Here is a 20,052-nt window from a genome sequence, read left to right as displayed (position 1 = left end):
ACCAACGGCCACGACACCCGACCCGCGGGGGAAGCGTCATCGCCAGGAGTGAGCCCTTCCCGCTCGAAGGTTCCAGACCCGGCCATGGACGCAGACCCGGCAGAGAACGGGTCCGCGTCGGCGTCCACGGCGGACGGGTCCGCGTCGGACGGGTCGGGGTCGGAAGCTGCGCGGGGGGACTGGTCACCGTCGCCTGACGCGGTCGGGGGGTGAGCCTCGGACACCGGAACCGACTCACCCACCGACTCACCCGCCGGCGATTCCGCCTCCACCGGCAGTTTTACCGAAGCCGCGTCCGAACCCAGGCGACCAAGGAAAGGAGGCACCGTTTTTGTCGAGGTCGCGCTATTCGCCGTTGAATGGCTTCCTTTCGCCGAATCGGGGAGAAAGTCGCCAATCGTAAATATGGCGGCACTACGGGGCGTTTCGCCCGTTTGGGCTGGCCCGGGGGTTGTGGCGCGCTCCCACCAGTCAGCATCACAAGGGCGGGACTCGTCGCGACCCGGTAGTTCATCAGGAAAGAACCCGGCGGGCTCGAACAGCTGAGCCATGCCCACCCCCGATCACGATTAGAACGCCTGTGTGAATAATGCCAAAGGCGGCGGCGCTAATCAAGCCAAATTCGCAAAGAATTTCGAGGCGAATATCGATATCAAATTTCAGGAAATATCGGACCAGGGCCCGGCGTCAGCACCCGTACCGCCGCCAGTGCCCATGCCCGCCGGTGCCCATGCCCGCCGGCGCCAGTGCTCGTGCCCGTGCCCGTGCCGATGCCCACGCCCACCGCCGCTGGTACCAGTCCCGCCGCCAATGCCTGGTACCCACGTCTGCCGTTGGCGCCCACGCCCACCGCCAATGCCCGGCGCCCACGCCTGCCGCCGCCAATGCCGGTGACCACGCCCGGCGTCAGCACCCCGTACCGGTGCCCACATCCAGTACCCGCCGTCCGCACCCGATGCCCGGTGCGCATGTCGGACCTCGTGCAGGACCGTCCACGGCCGTGAGAGCCGAGTCAGCCGGTCAGCGGTGGCGCCGGGATGCCAAGGAACGCATCAGGACGACCGATGCGTCGCCGACCTTCGACAGCGGAGGGCCGCCGCCCACGACGCGGGCGCGGCATGAGAAAGCGGAACCGCGGGCGCGGCATGAGATAGGCGGGCGTGGCATGAGACAGGTCGAGGCACAAAGGTGCTCCGTACGGGAGGCGCCAGATTCGGAATCCGTCCTCCAGGATGATGACCATGACTTCGCAACCGCTGAACCACGGCACCGGGCCCGGGACGATCACGCCAGACGGCTGCGCCGTTGACTACTACGCGATGTTGACGCCGAACGGCGAGCCCGAATTCGTCCACGCGGCGATCCCCGAGGCGGCCTCGATCCTTGAACTGGGCTCGGGGGCAGGGCGGATCACCCACCCCCTCCTGGCACTTGGGCACGAGGTGGTCGCGGTGGACGAGTCGCCCGAGATGCTCGCCCACATCAAGGGAGCCGAGACAGTTCGGTCCCCCATCCAGACGCTGTCGCTTCCGCGCAAGTTCGACGTCGTCCTGCTCATGTCCTTCGTGATCGAGACGGCCGACGACGAACTCCGCCGGGCGTTCCTTCGCACCTGCCGCGATCACGTGGCCGACGACGGATGCGTGATTCTCCAGCGCAAGCTGCCGGAGTGGTACGACACCGTCGCCGTTGTCGAACGGGTCGTCGGGGACGGCCACGTCATGCGGTTGACGCATGTCGAGCGGCCGGAACCCCACCTTCTCAACGCCACCATGGAGTACACGGTCGGCGACCGGCGATGGACCCACACCTTCGTGAGCAGGCGCCTCGAGGACGACTTCCTCGCGGCCGAGCTCGACGCGGCGGGGCTGACCATGTCCGGCTTCCTGGCGGAAGACCGGGGATGGGTACGCGCGGTGCCGCAAGGCGGCTGACCCGGCAGCCACCACAACAGCCACCACGGCAGAACCGTCACAGAGCCGTCACAGAGCCGTACACCGCTGGGCCACCTGAGCGAAGCTTGCCCCTGAGATGCCCCCGGGCATCCCCTGAGTTGTCCCTGAAGTTCCCTTTGACCGGGCGAATTCCGAACCGGGACGGCATAGCGTTCGAGGCATGGGACGCATTCTTCTGATCGCCGCGCTCGTCGTGGTCGGCCTCTTCCTCATCGGCTCCATCGTCGGCCTGGTCTTCAGCGCCCTGAAGTGGATCCTCATCATCGGCGCGATCGTTCTGGGCGTCACGCTCATCGTGAAGAACACCGGCTCGCACCGGCACTGAGACTCTTCGGGTCCGCGCGCCCGCACGAGGCCGGGTGTCCGTACGGCCAGGCCACGTGCCTGAAGCGGCGGGCCCCGGGCGCCTGCAGCCAGGCCATGGGTGCGTAGGACCGGGCCGCGGGCGGCGTGGACCGCGGTCACGCGCAAGGGTGCGGGCCCCGCCGGAGAACCGGCAGGGCCCGCTGGATGTGACACGCCCTCAGGCACGCCTCGCATGCGCCTCGCATGCGCCTCGGAAGCGCCTCAAACGGGGCTCAAACGGGGCTCATGAGAGGGGCGGGTAGGCGTTCCTGAGCAGCTCCTGGAACTGGGACGAGAACCAGTGACCCGAGACGGGAGCGTTGGCCAGCGCGCCGGTCAGGTTGTTGCCGTTGCGCTCGTTGCCTCTGTAGGTGGGGTCGCACATCTGGTCGAAGCCCTTGCCCTCGTCGTTCGGGATCGCCGAGCTGGAGCCGTCGGACTCGCCCGGCGGCTTGATCCAGACGTAGGCGTCGAGGCCGGCGGCCGGATTGGCCTTCGGACGCTCGCCGAGGCCGGCGCCACTCTGGTTGCACCAGTTGCCGGCGTGGATCCTGCGGTCGATGCGGGACTCGTCGACGAAGGTGTTCACGTCGGTCGAGGTGCTCGCCCTGGCCGGACGCGCGGTGCCACCCCAACCGTTGCGCGAGGTGTCGATGAGCATGCCGAGCGTGGACGGGAAACCCTTCGAGATCAGCGTGTTGCGGAACGCCTGGGCGTAGGACAGCTCGTCCACGTACTGGTTCCAGTCCACCCACCTGGACTGGCGGACGCTGGTGCCGTTGACCTTGGTGTCGATGGTGTAGTACGGCTCGGTCAGCGCGGAGTAGTTGGCGGTGTTGGTGATGAAGCCGTCCACACTCGCGTAGCCGGCGGTGGTGCCGCGGGCGGTCTCAGCGAACAGGTCGGCGGAAGGACCGAGGTTGGTGTCCCAGCCCAGCCATCCGTGGTGCCCGGCGTCCACGTACGTGTAGACGTTGGAGATCGCGTGCAGCTTGTTCAGGGCGTACTGGACACCCTGGACGTACGCACCGGTCGACTTGGCCTCGGAGCACTTGGCGACGTTGAGGTTGGTGATCAGGTTCGGCAGCGAGTCGATCTCGACGATCGACACGATGCGCAGGTTCTTGTACTTCGGATCCGCCATGATGGCCGCGATCGGGTCGATGTACTCGGTCTTGTACCTGTTTAGACCGTTCTCTGCGATCAGCAGCTCACCGTTGGAGGCGAGCGCCGAGCAGTCGCGGTTGGGCAGGTTGTAGATCACGACCTCGACCGTCAGCGGCGCGCTGCCGTTCGCCGCGTCCTGCCGCACGGCCTCGTCCAGGTGATCGCGCAGGCCCATGTGGTTGTCGCCCGCGGAGCCCGAGGTGATGGCGGCGATCCGGTCCAGCCAGACGGCGGTCGAGACGTTGGCGACCTTCGAACCGCCCGGCTCGGACGCGGCCTTCGCCGACCAGTCCGGGTTCACGTACCCGGTCGCCCCGGCGTACGGGTTGTCCACATGGCTGCCGGGCGGGGCGCTGGGCGACGCGCTCGGCGAGGGCGAGGGTGAGGACGAGGGAGAAGCGGACGGCGACGCCGAGGGGCTGGCCGACGGAGACGCGGACGGCGAGGCGCTCGGGCTCGGCGACGAGGTGCCGTTGCAGGTCACGCCGTTGAGCGAGAACGACGGAGGCGTGGGGTTGCTCCCCGACCAGGTGCCGTTGAAGCCGATGCTGGTCGAAGCACCCGGGGCGAGGCTCTTGTTCCAGTCCAGGTTGGTGGCGGTCACCTTCGTGCCACTCTGCGACCAGTTGGCGCTCCAGCCGGGCAGGGTCACCTTCTGACCGGAGTTCGGGAACGTGAAGGCGAAGGTCCAGCCATCGACCGCGTCGCCCACGTTCGTGATCGTGAGGTTGGCCGTGAAGCCGCCGTTGCCGGGGCCCGACGTCCATTCGTTCGTCGAGTACGTGACGCTGCACGCGACGGCGGCGCTCGCCGACGTGGCGGCGGCCACAGCCATCGTGGAGCCGAGCGCGAGCACGGACACGGCGACGAGGCCGCGCCGTACCAGGGAGCGCGCCGCTCCGGATCGGGGGGTGAATCTCATTGCGGGGGTCCTCCTGGCGACATGGTCACTGCGCTTGGGAGCGCTCCCACCGACCATAGGCAGGGCGCGCTCCCCCGTACAGAAACCGGTCAAGCACGACGGCCGCCGCATGCGGGCTGGAGCGCGGGCGCCACACCCGCGAGCAGCGCGTCCGCCCCGGCCGGGGCCCGTGGACGCGTCCGCGACATCCTGAAACTTTCAACCAAACGTACGGTCGGCCCGTGCGTTACTCGCTCGCTTGGCGTCGGCCACACCGACCGCCGGGCGGTGTCATCCGCGTACGGTCAGCAGCCACTTCCAGCGGGGCAGCTCAGCGACGGCCGCGGCGGCCACCAGCACCGTGACCAGCGCGCCCGCCAGCGGATGCCAGGCCGTCCACGACGAGGCGAGCGCGGCCGCGAACTGCAGCAGCACGAGCGCGATCGTGACCGGACCCGGCACCGGGACGACCACCTGCGCCTTGTCTCCGGGCGTGGAGAACACCGTGGGAAGCCCGATCAACACCACCACCGACACGACCGCGAGCACCGCCGAGTGGCCCCATAGCGCCCACGGCGTGGCCACCCAGGCGACCAGTTCCGTCGCAAAGCGCAGTGGAGGGCCGAGCACGGGTTCCGGGGGACGGGAGTTCATCAGCACAGCTTCGCATAACGGGCAAACATCATCAGGACGGGCGGATGAGCCCACGACGGGTGGCGACCGCGACCGCCGCCGTGCGGGAGTCGACGCCGAGCTTGGCATAGACGCGCACGAGATGCGTCTTGACGGTCGTCTCGCTGAGGAACATCCGCTTGCTGATCTGCCGGTTGGACAGGCCCTCCGCCACGTGGCCGAGCACCTCCAGCTCGCGGGGGCTCAGCGTGCCCTCAGGTGCGCGTACGCGGCCGAGCAGCCGGGACGCGACGCTCGGCGCGAGCGCGCTCGCCCCGCTCGCGGCCGACCTGATCGCCGCGTGCAGGTCCTCGGAGGGCGCGTCCTTGAGCAGGTAGCCGGTCGCGCCCGCCTCGATGGCCGTGAGGATGTCGGCGTCGGTGTCGAACGTGGTGAGCACCAGGACCCTGGGCGCGCCGTCGCCCGCGACGATCTGCCGGGTGGCCTCGCTGCCGTGGATTCCGGGGCCGAGCCGTAGATCCATCAGCACGACGTCCGGCCGCAGCCGCACCGCCTCCGTGACGCCGTCCTCGCCGGTGGCGGCCTCGCCCACGAGCGCGAAGTCCGGCTGGCCGAGCAGCATCGCCCGGATGCCCGAACGGACCACGGGGTGGTCGTCCACCAGCAGGATCCGGATCGCGGCGCTCATCGGTCGCCCCCGGGCAACGGAAGCGTCATCGCCATGGCCGTCCCCTCGCCCGGCGCGGACTCCACGGTGAGGGCGCCGCCGAGCGCGCGGGCGCGCTCCCGCATGACGCGCAGGCCGTACCCGGTGCCCGGGCCGTCCTCGGGCGTACGCGCCGGATCGGCCGGGTCGAATCCGCATCCGTCGTCGAACACATCCAGAACGATCGCGTCGTCCAGGTAGGTGAGGGTCACTCCCGCGTTGTCCGCGCCCGAGTGGCGGCTGACGTTGCCCAACGCGCCCTGGGCGACCCGCAGCAGAGTCAGGTCGTAGGCGGGAGGCAGCTCGACCGGATCACCGGACACCTCGAACCGCACCCGCGTCGACGTCCGTGCCGCGGCCGAGTCGCTGATCCTGCGCAGCGCGGCGGCGAGAGAGGAGTGCTGCAGGGCGGGCGGCGCCAGGGCGCGCACGAAGTTGCGCGCCTCCTCCAGGTTCTCCGCCGCGGCGCGCTCGGCCTCCAGCACCCGCTCCTCCGCGCTCTCCGGCCGTGTGGCGAGATCGCGCCGGGCGGCCCGGAGCAGCAGGACGATGCTCGACATGCCCTGCGCGAGGGTGTCGTGGATCTCGTGGGCCAGGCGCTCCCGCTCGGCCAGCCTGGCGGCGTCGCTCTCGGCGCGCACCAGCTTCTCGCGCGTACGGACCAGGTCGTCGATCAGGAGTCTGCGCTGCTCGCTCTCGTGGTAGAGCGCCTTGTAGACCAGCGCCATGAGCGTCGCCACAACCGCGCCGATCGCCGGGCCGATGACCTGGGGCGGGGTCAGCCCGCCCGCGTGCCAGCTCGACGCCGCGACGGCGGCCGCGGTCAGCACGACGACGCCGGGTACGGCCGCCGGCAGGCGCAGCAGGTGGAGATAGGCGAAGAACAGCGGAAAGGCCAGCCAGACGAAACCCGGCGACGCCAATGCGAGGGCCGCCCACGCCAGGGTCACCAGCAGCAGCCAGATCCGGCCGAGGAGCAGGTGGAGGCGCCCCCCGAAGTCGGGCAGCCGCGACTCGACGATCAACGCCGCCCCGTAGAAGAGGCCGAGCAGGACGCCGCCCGCCGCCACGACCGTGCGGCTCTCCTGCACGACGGCGAGCACGAGCAGCACCGCGAACGTGCCGTGGATGGCCCACCTGAGCAGCCGCAACGCCGGAGGGAACGGAAAGTCCATCATGTCGCACTCAGCGTAAGTCACGGCCGGTCCGGTTCCGTGTCGTCCGAAAGGTGTATTCCGGGTCATCCAAGGGAGGACCCGCGGCCGCTCGTCCTCACGACGCGCCGGACCCGCTCCCCGTCCCAGGCTGGACACCGACCGAGAGACCGAACCACCAGACCACCGCCGGGGAGACACGCGCCGTGTTCGTGGCACTGCGAGATCTACGCTTCGCGAAGGGACGATTCGCCCTGATGGGGGCCGTCGTCCTGCTCATCACCCTGCTCGTGACGATGCTGTCCGGGCTGACCGCCGGGCTCGCCAGGGAGAACATCTCCGCGATCACGGAGTTGCCCGCGGACCGCATCGTCTTCGCCACCTCCGGGGACCCCAAGCCCTCGTTCTCCGACAGCCGCGTCACCGACTCGATGTGGCGGGAATGGCAGCGGGTCCCGGGCGTCTCCACCGCCGAGCGGCTCGGGATCTCCATGGGCCGCGTCGCCTCCGGCGAGCGGGGCACGAGCGCCGCCGTCTTCGGGGTCGAGAACGTCCGGGACGGCGAGATCGTCCTCTCCTCCGGCCTGGCCGAGGAACTGGCCGGGGAACCGGGCGGGAACCCGGACGGGGAACACACCACGGTGCGGATCTTCGGGCAGGACTTCACCGTCTCGGCGACCGCGGGGAGCGCCTCGTACAGCCACGCCCCCGTGGCCTGGATCAGCATCGGCGACTGGCAGCGGACCGCCGGGCAGGACGCCGTCGCCACGGTGATCGCCCTGCGCACCTCGGGGGATCCGGACCTCTCCGGCGCCGACGCGCGCCTCGGCACCACCACCGTGGACCGGGACGACGCGCCCGCCGCCATCGGCTCCTACTCGTCCGAGAACGGCTCACTGCAGCTCATGCGGGGATTCCTGTTCGCGATCTCGGCGCTGGTCATCGGCGCGTTCTTCACCGTGTGGACGATCCAGCGCCGCGGGGACGTCGCCGTGCTGAAGGCGCTCGGCGCGAGCACGGGCTATCTGTTGCGCGACGCGCTCGCCCAGGCCGTCATCGTGCTGCTGCTGGGCGCGGGGATCGGCGGAGCGCTCGGCGCGGGCGCCGGGGCCCTGGCCGGAGACGCGGTCCCGTTCGTCCTGTCCGCCGCCACCACGGCCGTTCCCGTGGCCGTGATGATCCTGCTCGGCGCCGCCGGCGCCGCCCTGGCCATCCGCAAGATCACCTCTGTCGACCCGCTGACCGCGCTCGGAGCCTCCCGATGACCCTCCCGATGCCCCTCCGCCTCGACGACGTCGTCCTCACCTACCCCGACGGCGACCGCACCCTGACCGCGCTCGACCACGTCGATCTGGACGTCGCACGAGGCGAGTTCGCCGCCGTGGTCGGCCCCTCGGGTTCGGGCAAGTCCAGCCTGCTGGCCGTGGCCGCCATGCTTCTCACCCCAGGTTCCGGGCGGGTGACCGTGGCCGGGCACGACGTCTCCGACGCGCCGGAGGCCGTCCGGACCCGGATCCGCCGCGATCACATCGGCGTGGTGTTCCAGCAGTCCAACCTGCTCGCCTCGCTCACCGCGCTCGAACAGCTCCTGGTCATGGCGCACATCTCCGGTGCCTCCCCGCGTGCGGCCGCCGCACGGGCACGGGAGCTGCTCGTCGCGGTGGACATGGCGGACAAGGAGCACAAGCGGCCGCACCAGTTGTCGGGCGGCGAGCGGCAGCGCGTCAACATCGCCCGCGCGTTGATGAACCGGCCCGAGGTGCTGCTGGTGGACGAGCCCACCAGCGCGCTCGACCACGAGCGCGGCACGCGGATCGTCTCGCTGCTGGCCGGCCTCACCCGGGAGAACGGTCTGGCCACCGTGATGGTCACGCACGACCTCGCCGCGCTTCCGCTGGTGGACCGGGTGCTCACGATGGCGGACGCGAAGCTGTCGGGAGAACGGCCGGGAGGACTGCCGGGAGAACGGCCGGGAGGGCTGCCGGAGGGTGGACGGAGGACCAACACCGACCTGCTCGCGGCCCCCAAGGGGGTGGGCGAGTAGCATCCGGAGGTCACACCTATCGCGAATGGGGATCGTCATGACCGTCAAAGTGACCGTCACCGGCGCGGCCGGCCAGATCGGTTACGCGCTGCTCTTCCGCATCGCTTCGGGCCAGCTCCTGGGCCCGGACACCCCGGTGAAGCTGAGCCTGCTGGAGATCACTCCGGCGCTGAAGGCCGCCGAGGGCACCGCGATGGAGCTGGACGACTGCGCGTTCCCGCTGCTGCGCGGCATCGAGATCTCCGATGACCCCAACAAGGCCTTCGACGGTGCCAACGTGGCGCTGCTGGTGGGCGCCCGCCCCCGCACCGCGGGCATGGAGCGCGGCGACCTCCTCCAGGCCAACGGCGGCATCTTCGGCCCGCAGGGCCGGGCCATCAACGACCACGCCGCGGACGACATCCGCGTGCTCGTCGTGGGCAACCCGGCGAACACCAACTCCCTCATCGCGCAGTCGGCCGCGCCCGACGTCCCGGCCGAGCGGTTCACCGCGATGACCCGCCTGGACCACAACCGCGCGCTCTCGCAGCTCGGCGCCAAGCTGAACGTCCCGATCACCGAGATCAAGAAGATGACGATCTGGGGCAACCACTCCGCCACGCAGTACCCCGACCTCTACCACACCGAGGTCGCCGGGAAGGTCGCGGCCGAGCTGGTCGAGGAGGCGTGGCTGCGCGACACGTTCATCCCGACCGTCGCCAAGCGCGGCGCCGCGATCATCGAGGCCCGGGGCGCGTCCTCGGCCGCCTCCGCCGCCAACGCCGCGATCGACCACGTCCACGACTGGGTCAACGGCACCCCTGAGGGCGACTGGACCTCGGCCGCGATCCCGTCCGACGGCTCGTACGGCGTGCCCGAGGGCCTCATCTCCTCCTTCCCGGTCGTCTCGAAGAACGGCAAGTGGGAGATCGTCCAGGGCCTGGAGATCGACGCGTTCTCCCGTGGGCGCATCGACGCCTCGGTCCAGGAGCTCGTCGAGGAGCGCGACGCCGTCAAGGAGCTCGGCCTCATCTGACGCCGTCTCGGACGCCGCAGGGACCCCCGTCGCGTGTGTGACCACACGCGGCGGGGGTCTTCGCATCGGCGCGGTGTCGGCACGGCAGTTGATGCGGAGTCGTGACCAACCGGGCACTCCTCCCGTCGGTCTAACGATGGGGAGAAAGGGGAGTCCAATGACGACGACGACCCGGCCGGCCGCACGGGTGCCGGTCCGCAGCGCGATCACCGCCCTCGCCATCGGTGCCATCGGTGCCCTGGGGACGACGGGGGCCATCGGAGCCGCCGCATCGCCCGCCGCGGCGAGCGCCCGGCCCGCCGCGCACGCGCACGACTCGATCAGGAACGTCTCGGTCAAGGGGTGCCGGGACAAGACGTACGGCCAGGTCCCGTGTGGGCCGTGGCGGCTCGCCATGCACAGCGGGAAGACCGTCACCTTCACCGACGCGCTCGTCTGGCCGCGCGACGCGAAGGGCAAGACCTACACCGACACCGCGGCGCCCATCGCGGTCAGCGGCGACGGCCACTCGCTGGCGTACTTCCGGAAGAGCGACAACCGCCTCGTCGTGCGCGAGATGGGCGGCGCCGTCCACGTGATGCCCGAGCTCAAGGGGCGGAGCGTGACCGCGCCGATGGATCTCATCCTGTCGCAGGACGGCCGCCGGCTGCTCGTCGGCTACTACGGCACCGACGGCGAGCGGCGGCCGTACCGCGTCTACGACGTGTCAGACCCGGGTCAGGGCGCGACCCTCCCCAAGACCCTCGCGAACGCCTCCCTCAGCGGCGACGGCGCGACCGTCCTCGGCGAGATCGTGACCGACGAGAACACCCGGACGCTGGCCACCTACGACGCCTCCGGGAGCGAGATGTCCCGGGTCGAGCCGCCCCAGGTCGTCGTCAACAACAGCCCGTACGCGCTGTCCTCGGACGGCCGGACCGTCGCCGTCGTGACCGGATCCGGCGGCGGGGCGCGGCTCAAGCTGTACGACATGGTCGAGGACCGAATGGTCCGCAGCCTCCGCGTCAAGCTGCCCGCCGGCGGCACGCCGTACATGCTCGACTGGACCGGCGACCGCCAGGTCACGATGCACGTCGACCGCGGGCACACCATGTGGATCGGCCAGTTCGACAGCGAGACCGGGGCCGGCAAGGTGCGCGACACCTACGCGAAGCCCAAGGACGCGTTCGTCTTCGCGGCCTGCGGCGGGTGACAGGCGCGCGCCCGCCAGCAGCGCCATCGCGAGCAGCGCACCGACCTGGGACACGACCGTCACCCGCTGGGTGAGCCCCGCGGGCATCATCCCCGGGTCCAGCCCCAGCGTCCGGATCGCGTACGGCACCAGCACCAGGAGGAGCGAGCCGATCGCGATCTGGCTGAAGACGCGGACGGGCCGCGAGCCCGTCCGCCGGGCGATGAGCAGCCCCGCCAGCGGCATGCAGACGAACGCCACGAACGCGGCGTACCGGTGGATCTCACCGGACATCGAGAGGGACATCCCAGGGCGGTCGGTGGGGAAGCCCGCGACCAGCAGCATGCAGCCCGCCCACCCGCCGACCAGCAGCGCTCCCCGGCGCTCCAGCCGGGCGAGCCGTACGGCGTGCAGCGCGGCCCCCGTCGCGAGCAGCGACAGCGAGACGCCGAGCAGCCATCCGTGCGGGGTGAACACGTAATCGCTGATCATGTCCCGGAACGGGTTGAGCCCCGAGACCACGTGCAGAAGTACCATTCCCGCCGAACCGGCGACGATTGCCACATATCCCACCACGATGCCCATGACCACGACTCTGGCGGGAAGATCGACTCTGTCCCATCGGAGATCGGCCGGAAGCGTCCCCGACCTTTCCCCGAGGCACCCCTAGGGATCTCGGAGTCGGCCCTCCGGGTTCTCCGGCGGGCGAGGGGCGGGTGTCAGCCCGTGGCCGCCATGTACCACCGGGCGTGGCCGTCGCCGCGGGTGAGCGAGTCAAGGCGGCGGGGCAGCTCCTGGCGGGAGAAGGGGTCGCCGGAGGCGTTGCGGATGTGGATGCCGACCGCGTACATGTCCCTGACCTCCATCAGGGTGCTGTATCCGGGCCAGCGCCGCAGATCCGAGCCGTACGCATGGGCGAAGGCGTCCACCTCGGCGGCGCTCAGGCCGAACCGGCGCTGCCCGTGATAGGTGTGCACCAGGTCCCACTCGCGCGGCCCGACCGCGACGCCGTCCCAGTCGCACAGCACGACGTGGCCGTCCTGGCAGCGCAGCAGATTGTCGATCCACGCGTCGCCGTGCAGCAGCACGGGCGGCCCGGTCTCCAGCGCCTGCCAGCTCCCGGTGAGGTGCTCGATCCGGTCGCTGAGCCAGGAGCGCTGCGCCGGGGTCAGCACCTCGGCCCGGTGCTCGACCGCGTGCCGCACCTCGGCGAGCGGGTCGGTCAGGTGGCGCAGCGCCATCGGCGGCACCGGCTCGCGGTGCAGGTTGCGCAGAACCCGGCCCAGCTCGTGGGTGGTCGGCCGTCCCCGGGCGCGTACGTAGCGCCAGAAGGTCACCGCGCGGCCCGCGTGCACGATCGGCTGGCCCGGGATCTCGTCCACGGGACGAACCGTCGGGAACCCCCGGTCGGCCAGCCACCGGGCGACGGCGAGGACCACGGGGAGGCGGGTCAGCGCGTCCGGCGCGGTGGCGATCCGCACCACCATGTCGCCGCGCAGCTTGAACACCGCGTTGCTGCGCAGCCGCATGAGCCGCGCCCCCTCGGCGTCCACGCCGAGCCGCAGGCACACGTCCCGCAGTACGGCGAACGCCTCCTCCGACAGGCTCGGCGTCCGTTCCTGCCTCCCGTCGGCCGCCCCGTCCGCGGACCGGCCCGCGGACCGGTCCGATGAAGAGGCCGATGAAGGGGCCGGAGGCGGAGCCGACGAAGGGGCCGGGAAAGGAACCGGTGACAGGCCCGGCGACAGGCTCATAGGGCGAGCCGCGCCGACGACTCGGCGAGCACCCGGCTCAGGTGCCGTACGGCCGGCCGGCGCGGATCGGCGTCGGCGAGCAGCGCCTTGGCCCGGGTGACCACGATCGAGGTGCGGTGCTCGGCCGGGACCTGGCTGAGCGCCTCGGCGGCGATCCGGCACGCCTCCTCGTGGTCGCCGTTCCTGGCCAGGTGAGCCGCCTGGTCCAGCAGGATCAGCGCGGGATCGATCGTCTGGAAGCCGGGCGGGAACGCGTCGATCGCCTCGATCGGCTGCGCGTCGCCCAGCTCGATCAGCGTGCCGGTGCGGTAGAACACCATGCGCTTCTCGGTGAAGACGAAGGCCAGGTCGTCCTGCCGCAGTCCGCGCATCCGCGCGAAGATCTGCTCGGCCTCGGCCAGGGCGGTCCTGGCGGCCTTGCCGTCGCCCATGCGGGCCAGGGCACGGGCCTCGGCCGCGGCCGCGAGCGCCGCCGGCGAGCTCGGCGCCGACCCGGCCAGCATCCGCGCCTCGCGCGCCAGCCGCACCGTCTCGTTGAGGTCGCCGTAGTAGTAGAGCAGCATCGTCTGCTGCGCCCGGACCAGGGCGCGCAGCCGCAGGTCGCCGACGTCGTCGGACGCCGTACGCGCGGTGCCGTACCAGGCGTGGGCCTGCCGCGTGTCGCCGAGCTTCATCAGCGCGTCGGCGGACAGCAGCGCGAGCATCGTGGTCGCGGTGAGCAGGCGACGCTGCGCCGAGGCCGGCTGCCGCATCACCGTCAGCTTGCGCACGTCGGCGATCTCCAGCATGACCCGGCAGAGCATGGGCATCGGCGGGGTGGTCATGTACTCCCTGCGATGGCGCAGCACCTGCTCGTCCAGCCGGTCGAGCTGGTCCTCGGTGACGGTGCCGATGGCGAGGGCCCGGTCGAGGTCGTGCCTGGTCCCCTCGACCTCGGCGAAGAACCGGCCGTCCGGGCGGCCCATCAGCGTCGCGTGGTGGAAGAGCGCCCGCCGCCTGGCGTCGTCGGCCCTGTGGTCGGCCCGGTAATCCGCGCTGCGATCGGCCCGATAATCAGCGCGGTAATCCGCGCTGCGATCGGTCCTGTGGCCGGCGTCGGCCCGCACCGCCTCCTCCGGCCGGCCCTGCGCCACGACGACGACCTTCGGTCCCCCGGTGTCCTCGCAGTAGTCCGCCGCGAGGCCGAGCCGTACGGCGTTGGCCTTGTACAGGCGGGCCAGCAGGTCGATGGTCTGGGGACGCGGCCTGGCCCGGTTGTTCTCCCAGGCGTTCAGCAGGTCGATGTTCGCCCTCGGCAGGCCGAGGCCGTGCTGCTCGCAGAGGTCCTCCAGCTCCTCGATCGCCTGCCTGGCCGACCATCCGCGCGCCAGCCGGTGGGCTTTGAGCATGCTCACACCGCAGCATCCGTGGATGGCCTGCACCGTCTGCCAGGGGGTCCACCGCCGAGCCTCGGCCTGCTCGCGCCAGCCACGAGCGCACGCGGGGGAATGCTCTCCTCGGGCCATGGTCCTGCCCTTCGCTGCGTGTGGGGGGTCTCACCTGGTTACGGATATTTCCCACAGGTTAACGGGACAGCACACAACCCTCCGTACCGTTATGGGTTCGTGGCCCGGGATCCGGTGGTGTTCCACGGAAATCCGGCGAGTTCCCTGGTTGTTGCGCGGTTTCGCGGATTGGGACGGATTGCCGCCTGTTCCCCGGGCAGTCACTCTTTCCGGAGATAGGTCCCCACGTTCTCCGGAGAGACCCCCATGAAGGCAGATCGCAGCGAGGCGATGGACCACCTTCAGCGGCTGGCCGCCCAGCTTGAGGCACACTCCTTCCAGGTACGGCTGACCGCGCCGGCCGGACTCAATCCGCGCCTGCGCGTGATCAACCCGATGGAGCCCACCATGGCCGAGGACGTGCTCGCCTCGGACACCAACGACGGCGAGTGGTGGTACTGGCTGTCGTGGGCCGGTCGCATCGGGCACGCCTCCGACGTCGTCACCGCCGCCGAACGCATCGCCAGCGTGCTGCACGTGATCCGCCGATAGCGAGGCCGCGTCACCCGCTATTCCCCCCTTCGGCCGCCCGCACTATCCACATTTCAGGATGTGCGGAGCGCGGGCTTTGCCGTGCTGTCGACAGCGAGCGGATAAGTCGCTTACCCTGGGCTAGGTGGGTCTTCGCCTTTACGATACACGCCGCCGCGCGGTGCGGGATTTCTCCTCGCGAATTCCGGGAATGGCATCGATTTATCTCTGCGGCCCCACCGTGGTCGTGCCGCCTCATATCGGCCAGGTCAGATCGCAGGTGAATTTTGACGTCCTGCACCGCTGGCTGCGGCACCGCGGATATCGCGTCCTTTTCTGCCGGAACGTCACCGACATCGAGGACAAGATAATCGGAAGGTCGCTTTCCGAGGGGATCCAGTGGTGGCGGATCGCCGATCCCGCGTACCGGTCGTTCGACCGTGCCTACACCACGCTCGGCTGCCTTCCGCCCAGCGTGGAGCCTCGGGCGACCGGACACATCCCGGAGATGATCGAGCTCGTGGAGCAGCTGCTCGCCGCGGGCCACGCGTACGAGTCGGACGGGAACGTCTATTTCGAGGTGGGTTCCTACCCCGACTACGGCGCACTTTCCCGGCAACAGCCGGAGAACATTCGGATAACAGAGGAGAACGAACGCGGAAAGCGCGACCCGCGCGATTTCGCGTTGTGGAAGCGGGCGAAGCCGGGCGAGCCGGTCTGGCACACCCCCTGGGGCGACGGCCGACCCGGATGGCATCTGGAATGCTCCGCAATGGCGCGGAAATATCTCGGTCACGAATTCGACATCCATGGCGGCGGCGCGAACCTTGTTTTTCCGCACCATGAGAACGAGCTGGCCCAGTCGCGGGCAGCCGGAGATTCGTTCGCGCGATTCTGGGTGCACAACGGCCCGGTCACCCACCGGGGCGAGAAGATAAGGAAGCACGCGCGCAATCCGCTCGCCGTCGACGCACTGCTCGACCGGGTACGCCCGATGGAGTTGCGCTATTACCTCTGCGCCGCCCACTACCGGTCGCCGCTGGAATTCTCGACCGGCGCGGTCGAGGAGGCGGCGACCGCCTACCGCCGGACGGAGAGGTTCGTGCTGCGGGTCGGCGCGGAGCCCGCCGCCGATCTTCCCGCCCAGTTCAGCGACGCCATGGACGCCGACCTCAACCTTCCCCGGGCGTTGTCGGTCGTGCACGCGACGGTCGCCGAGGGCCACGCGGCGCTCAATTCAGGCGATCATGAAAGTGCCGCGCGGAAATGCGGTTCGGTGCGCGCGATGCTGAATGTCCTCGGCCTCGACCCGCTCGCGGAGGATCGGCCGAGGGAAACGCGCCTTCACGACGTCGCGAGAGCCGTACTCCGGATCGCGCGGAATCTCGCCGCCGCCGAAGGCGACCGGGAAAGATCAATGATCATGCAGCGAAAGATCGACAACGCGCTCAACAATCGCCGCACATCCGCGCTTATCCCGTAGTTTTCCGCCGTTTTCGGGCCACCGTGCCGACCTCCCGGCCGCGGGCGACGCGCACGCCGGGGCCCCGCCCCGCCCCGCCCGGGCCGCCGCTCCACGTCCTTGACGCGGGGGTCCTGACATCCGCGTCTCCAATGCGATACCTACTAGTGACCAGGAGTGGGTGATCCTGACGAGTTCTTGGGAATCATGAAACCAAAAGGAGGGCCGGAATGAAGAGAGTCCAGATCACCATGCGGCCTCGGCCGCCGAGGCGCCCCCAGCCCATCGACCTGCGCACCCCTTCCGGGCGCGTCCTTCCCTTCTGAGTCAGACTTCGATCACGTACGGGAACGCCCCCGACGGCGAACGGACCACCCCTCCGGCGACGTACCGGCGACCGCTCACCGGGCGTCGGTGGAGGATGGGGAGTGCGCCGCCTCCCCCGAGGGCGCCGGACCGAGTTCGAGAGCCCGCACCCCGGCGGCGAGCGCGAGCGGCACCGCGAGCGCGAGGGTCATCGACAGCACCGCGACGCCGGAGTCGCTGGCGAGGGTGCCGACCACCCCGCTGACCAGGGCGCCGGCCAGCCCCGCCCGCAACATCGGGGCCCGGGCGAACGCCAGCGGCAGCGCCCCGGCGGTGACCTTCCCCGGGTTGCGCAGCGCGAAGACCAGGAACGCGAGCGCCGCGACCAGGATCGGCATCAGGTTCGGGTTGCCGAACGTCCGCAGCATCGCCTCGAGCTTCTGCTGGATCTGCTCGACCGCCTGGCCGTGCGCCACCTGCCCGATGAAGCGGCCCAGATGGGTCTGGTCGGCCTCCGGGCGCAGGTGGTCGAGGAAGGCGACGGTCAGCGCGACGGCCGCGCCGCCCGCGCAGATCACCGCCAGGCGGGCGGCGGACAGCCGCCGTCCCGCGACCAGGACGGCGGTGACGGCGGTCGCCGAGACGAAGCCGATGGTGCCGCCGAACTTGCTCCCCACCCCGGGCCACGCCTCGACGGCGACACAGGCCAGGCCGATCGCGAGCACCGCGGCGACCGCGGCGCGGCGGCGGCCCCGCGCGACCAGGGCCTGGGCGACGGCCGCCGCGCACAGCAGGGCGGACGCGGCGAACAGCGCGTTCGGGATGTTCCCCATCCCGTAGTAGCGCGCGCCGACGACGCCGGTGTACCCCATGACGCCGTTGAGCTGGAGGGTGGTGCCGGTCGCGAGGTCGGCGACGAGCACCGCACCGGTGATCGCGGCCACGACGGTGCCCGGGCCGAGGACCGTCCTCCGCCACGGTCCGGCGAGCGCAACGGCCGTGACCACCGCGTCGATCGCCAGCGCGCCGGCCACGATGGTGAACGCCGGCCACGGGGTCTCCACCCACGGGAAGAGGTTGACCACGTACGTGGACACCGGCAGCGCCGCCAGCGCGAGCGCGGCCGCGCGCAGCGCCGACCGGCCGCGCGGGCCGCCGCGCCGCAGGATCAGGTACGCCACCCCGTAGAAGAGCACCTGGGCGACGGCGAAGGCGGTGAAGAAGGCCGCCGTCATGTCGCGGACGGTCTGCCCGGCGACGTCCGCGGCGGCGAGTTCCCGCGCCGCGTCCGCCACGGGTCCGGGGTGGCCGGCGGTCACCGTCCAGGGCAGGCCCATCACCAGGCCGGGCGTGGCCAGGCCGCGGGCCGCGAGCAGGGTGGCGGTGACGTCCGGCAGGATGACCATGTCGTCGCGGTGGGTGGAGTCGGAGCCGAGCCGGAGCCCGCCCGCGCCGCCGGTCCGCGCCGTCTCCGGCGTCCGCATCATCGCGACCCTGAGGTGCGGGGTCCGGTCGTGGTCGGCGAGTCCCGCGACGAGCACCGTCGCGTCCGCCGGGATCCGCGCCAGCGCCTCGCCCACCTCCCGGTCGGCGTCGCGTACGGCCTGGGCCCGGGTCGCGGCGGGCACGTCCCGCTCGTCCGTGAGCGTCCCGGAGGCCAGGTACGGCCGGACCGCGGCGTCCACGTCGATCGCGAGGAACGGGCAGCGCCCCCACTCGGCGGCGGGCAGCTCCGCGACGGTCGCGGCGTACGCGTCCACCCGGCCCGCGCGGTCGGCCAGGGCCAGCGCCGCTCCCGGGCCGACGGCGGCGGAACACAGGCCCGCGTCGTGAATCGCCTGCCCGAGCAGCCCGGCGCCCTCCGCGTGCGCGCCGGACGCGTCCGGGGTGACGAGAGCCCCCTGCCCCTGCTCCCGCGGCGCCTCCGGGAGGCACCGTTCGCCCGCCGTCGTGCGGATGCCGGCCGAGATCGTCAGCCAGCCCGCGGCCGGGCAGGTCACCGGCCCCATCGTGCGTACGGACAGCGAGCCGATCGCGCTCTCACCCGCCAGCCGCCACAGGTTCGGCGTCTCCTCTGGGCCGAGATCACTCCACCGCAGGCCGGGGACGCCGATCAGGGCCACGCGCGCGGCCGGGGACGTCTGCGCGTGCGCCGCGCCCGCCGGACCGGCGAGCAGCGCACCGGCCGGCACCACGCCCGTGAGCAGCAGGACGAGCATCCGGATGAGGGTGGGGATCGCGCGCATGAACGCCGAGCCTAACGCCGCGACCGGCCTGGTCCGCGCCGACAGCGCGGCTACGGCCGCGCGCCGCGAACCTCCGCGTAGCAGCGCTCGAACCCGTCCAGTACGGCCGGCCACGAGCACGCGACCGGCTCCACCTCGCGGTTGTGCGCGGCGATCGAGGCGCGCAGCGGCTCGTCGCGCACCAGGCGCGCGATCGACGAGGCGAGCTCGTCGAAGGTGCGGCCGAGCAGGCCCTCCTTGCCCGGACGGACGAAGTCGGCGACCCCGCTCTGCGAGCGCGCGACCACCGGCACCCCGGCCGCCCTGGCCTCCAGGGCAGCCAGCCCGAACGACTCGCGCGGCGCGGGGGCGACGAACACGTCGGCCGAGGCGAGCAGCTCCTTGATCTGGTCACGGGTGAACCGGCCGGGCAGCGCCACCCAGTCCATCTCCTGCCCGCGCAGGTACCGCTCCATGGAGCCGCGGGCGGGCCCCTCTCCGACGATCGTGGCGCGCATCGGGATCGTCTCGGGCACACTGGCCCGGGCCGCCTTGAGCAGCTTGAGCAGGCGCACCGGCTGCTTGCGCGGCGCGAGCCGTCCCACCGCCACCACGTGCGCGCCGCCCCGCTCGCCCTCCGGTACGGCACGGCCCGGATCGGGACGCCACGCGGCGACGTCCAGCCCGTTGGAGACGACGTGCACCGGGACGCCGGAGCCCGCCACCGCGCGGATCGGCTGGGCGGCCGCCTCGCTGACCGTCGTCACGGCGATGCCCCGGCGCCGCCACTCGAAGGCGGCCTGCAGCCCCAGATAGAGGCCGGAGGTGATCGGGTCCCACATGCTGTGCACCGTCACCACCACCGGCATCCCGGCGCGTACGGCGGCGCCGACCCCCTGCCAGGCGAACGGCGAGACGGCGCCCGCGTGGACGTGCACGACGTCGGGCCGCCAGCCGGTCATCAGGCGGATCAGGTGGGCGGTGCCTCGGGGGTGGACAGGGAGGTCGAACGGGAGCCCGGCCACGACTCGGCGCACGCCCGGAAGGGGCTCCCCCGGTGTGGCGGTCGCCACTTCGACCGTGTGACCCGCCTCTCGCTGCTTCCCGACGAGGTCGGCCACCTGCACCTCGATGCCGCCGAGACGTGGGAGGTAACAGTCACTGATGTGCAGGATCCTCACCAAACCAGACTGGCAGAG

16 protein-coding genes and 1 pseudogene are annotated in these 20,052 nt (G+C 71.3%); 8 read left to right on the top strand and 9 right to left on the bottom strand.

The window, feature by feature from the left end:
- Nucleotides 1-1,241 precede the first annotated feature (1,241 nt).
- Both AWQ71_RS21580 and AWQ71_RS41790 read left to right on the top strand, forming a co-directional pair.
- Nucleotides 1,242-1,934, top strand: coding sequence for a class I SAM-dependent methyltransferase (locus AWQ71_RS21580; protein WP_084259129.1), 693 nt, complete (start codon nt 1,242-1,244; stop codon nt 1,932-1,934).
- Nucleotides 1,935-2,115: 181 nt separating this feature from the next.
- Complete coding sequence (locus AWQ71_RS41790) at nt 2,116-2,280, top strand: hypothetical protein (RefSeq protein WP_157570472.1); 165 nt, start codon at nt 2,116-2,118, stop codon at nt 2,278-2,280.
- Between the two features lie 264 nt (nt 2,281-2,544).
- Here the strand turns inward: AWQ71_RS41790 and AWQ71_RS21575 are convergent, their stop codons facing one another.
- The 4 genes from AWQ71_RS21575 to AWQ71_RS21560 all read right to left on the bottom strand — a co-directional run bounded on the left by AWQ71_RS21575 (nt 2,545) and on the right by AWQ71_RS21560 (nt 6,885).
- Entirely contained in the window at nt 2,545-4,389 is a 1,845-nt protein-coding gene (locus AWQ71_RS21575; RefSeq protein WP_067135953.1) for a glycoside hydrolase family 6 protein, read from the bottom strand.
- A 270-nt stretch (nt 4,390-4,659) separates the two neighbouring features.
- Nucleotides 4,660-5,022: a hypothetical protein gene (locus tag AWQ71_RS21570; RefSeq protein ID WP_067136008.1), complete on the bottom strand. Its 363-nt coding sequence runs from the start codon at nt 5,020-5,022 to the stop codon at nt 4,660-4,662.
- 31 nt (nt 5,023-5,053) lie between these two features.
- Entirely contained in the window at nt 5,054-5,689 is a 636-nt protein-coding gene (locus AWQ71_RS21565; RefSeq protein ID WP_067135951.1) for a response regulator, read from the bottom strand.
- A complete protein-coding gene (locus AWQ71_RS21560) occupies nt 5,686-6,885 on the bottom strand; it encodes a sensor histidine kinase (RefSeq protein ID WP_174550743.1) in 1,200 nt (399 codons plus the stop codon). Before AWQ71_RS21560 ends, AWQ71_RS21565 begins: the two co-directional genes overlap by 4 nt.
- Before the next feature lie 182 nt (nt 6,886-7,067).
- Between AWQ71_RS21560 and AWQ71_RS21555 the strand changes: the two genes are divergently transcribed.
- The 4 genes from AWQ71_RS21555 (at nt 7,068) to AWQ71_RS43925 (ending at nt 11,112) form a co-directional block, all read left to right on the top strand.
- Nucleotides 7,068-8,126: an ABC transporter permease gene (locus tag AWQ71_RS21555; RefSeq protein ID WP_084259122.1), complete on the top strand. Its 1,059-nt coding sequence runs from the start codon at nt 7,068-7,070 to the stop codon at nt 8,124-8,126.
- An 8-nt stretch (nt 8,127-8,134) separates the two neighbouring features.
- Nucleotides 8,135-8,905 carry an ABC transporter ATP-binding protein gene (locus AWQ71_RS21550; RefSeq protein WP_084259128.1) on the top strand — a complete coding sequence of 257 codons (771 nt, stop codon included), beginning with the start codon at nt 8,135-8,137 and terminating at the stop codon, nt 8,903-8,905.
- Nucleotides 8,906-8,942: 37 nt separating this feature from the next.
- Nucleotides 8,943-9,920, top strand: a complete 978-nt coding sequence (locus AWQ71_RS21545; protein ID WP_067136004.1) for a malate dehydrogenase — start codon at nt 8,943-8,945, stop codon at nt 9,918-9,920.
- A gap of 157 nt (nt 9,921-10,077) precedes the next feature.
- Nucleotides 10,078-11,112 carry a hypothetical protein gene (locus AWQ71_RS43925; protein WP_067135947.1) on the top strand — a complete coding sequence of 345 codons (1,035 nt, stop codon included), beginning with the start codon at nt 10,078-10,080 and terminating at the stop codon, nt 11,110-11,112.
- A 78-nt stretch (nt 11,113-11,190) separates the two neighbouring features.
- Here AWQ71_RS43925 and AWQ71_RS44655 read toward each other — a convergent pair.
- From AWQ71_RS44655 to AWQ71_RS21525, 3 genes and pseudogenes are all read right to left on the bottom strand, one after another.
- Nucleotides 11,191-11,628, bottom strand: a pseudogene (locus AWQ71_RS44655) (DUF998 domain-containing protein); the annotation flags it as partial.
- A 182-nt stretch (nt 11,629-11,810) separates the two neighbouring features.
- Nucleotides 11,811-12,662 carry a phosphotransferase enzyme family protein gene (locus AWQ71_RS21530; protein ID WP_245658399.1) on the bottom strand — a complete coding sequence of 284 codons (852 nt, stop codon included), beginning with the start codon at nt 12,660-12,662 and terminating at the stop codon, nt 11,811-11,813.
- 179 nt (nt 12,663-12,841) lie between these two features.
- Nucleotides 12,842-14,233, bottom strand: coding sequence for a helix-turn-helix domain-containing protein (locus AWQ71_RS21525; protein WP_245658401.1), 1,392 nt, complete (start codon nt 14,231-14,233; stop codon nt 12,842-12,844).
- 363 nt (nt 14,234-14,596) lie between these two features.
- Between AWQ71_RS21525 and AWQ71_RS21520 the strand changes: the two genes are divergently transcribed.
- Together AWQ71_RS21520 and cysS are read left to right on the top strand one after the other, a co-directional pair.
- Nucleotides 14,597-14,881 carry a hypothetical protein gene (locus AWQ71_RS21520; protein WP_067135941.1) on the top strand — a complete coding sequence of 95 codons (285 nt, stop codon included), beginning with the start codon at nt 14,597-14,599 and terminating at the stop codon, nt 14,879-14,881.
- A 124-nt stretch (nt 14,882-15,005) separates the two neighbouring features.
- On the top strand, nt 15,006-16,343 hold the full coding sequence (gene cysS, locus AWQ71_RS21515; protein WP_067135939.1) for a cysteine--tRNA ligase: 1,338 nt from the start codon (nt 15,006-15,008) through the stop codon (nt 16,341-16,343).
- A 380-nt stretch (nt 16,344-16,723) separates the two neighbouring features.
- On the opposite strand, the gene AWQ71_RS21510 is transcribed toward cysS, so the two are convergent.
- Both AWQ71_RS21510 and AWQ71_RS21505 read right to left on the bottom strand, forming a co-directional pair.
- A complete protein-coding gene (locus tag AWQ71_RS21510) occupies nt 16,724-18,874 on the bottom strand; it encodes an alkaline phosphatase family protein (protein ID WP_067135937.1) in 2,151 nt (716 codons plus the stop codon).
- A gap of 50 nt (nt 18,875-18,924) precedes the next feature.
- On the bottom strand, nt 18,925-20,034 hold the full coding sequence (locus tag AWQ71_RS21505) for a glycosyltransferase family 4 protein (RefSeq protein WP_067136000.1): 1,110 nt from the start codon (nt 20,032-20,034) through the stop codon (nt 18,925-18,927).
- Nucleotides 20,035-20,052 lie beyond the last annotated feature (18 nt).

Source organism: Microtetraspora malaysiensis (assembly GCF_001528665.1).
Taxonomy (GTDB): Bacteria; Actinomycetota; Actinomycetes; order Streptosporangiales; family Streptosporangiaceae; genus Microtetraspora_A; species Microtetraspora_A malaysiensis.
Note: the sequence above shows the minus strand (reverse complement) of the source record. Positions and strands in the feature narration are given on the sequence as shown.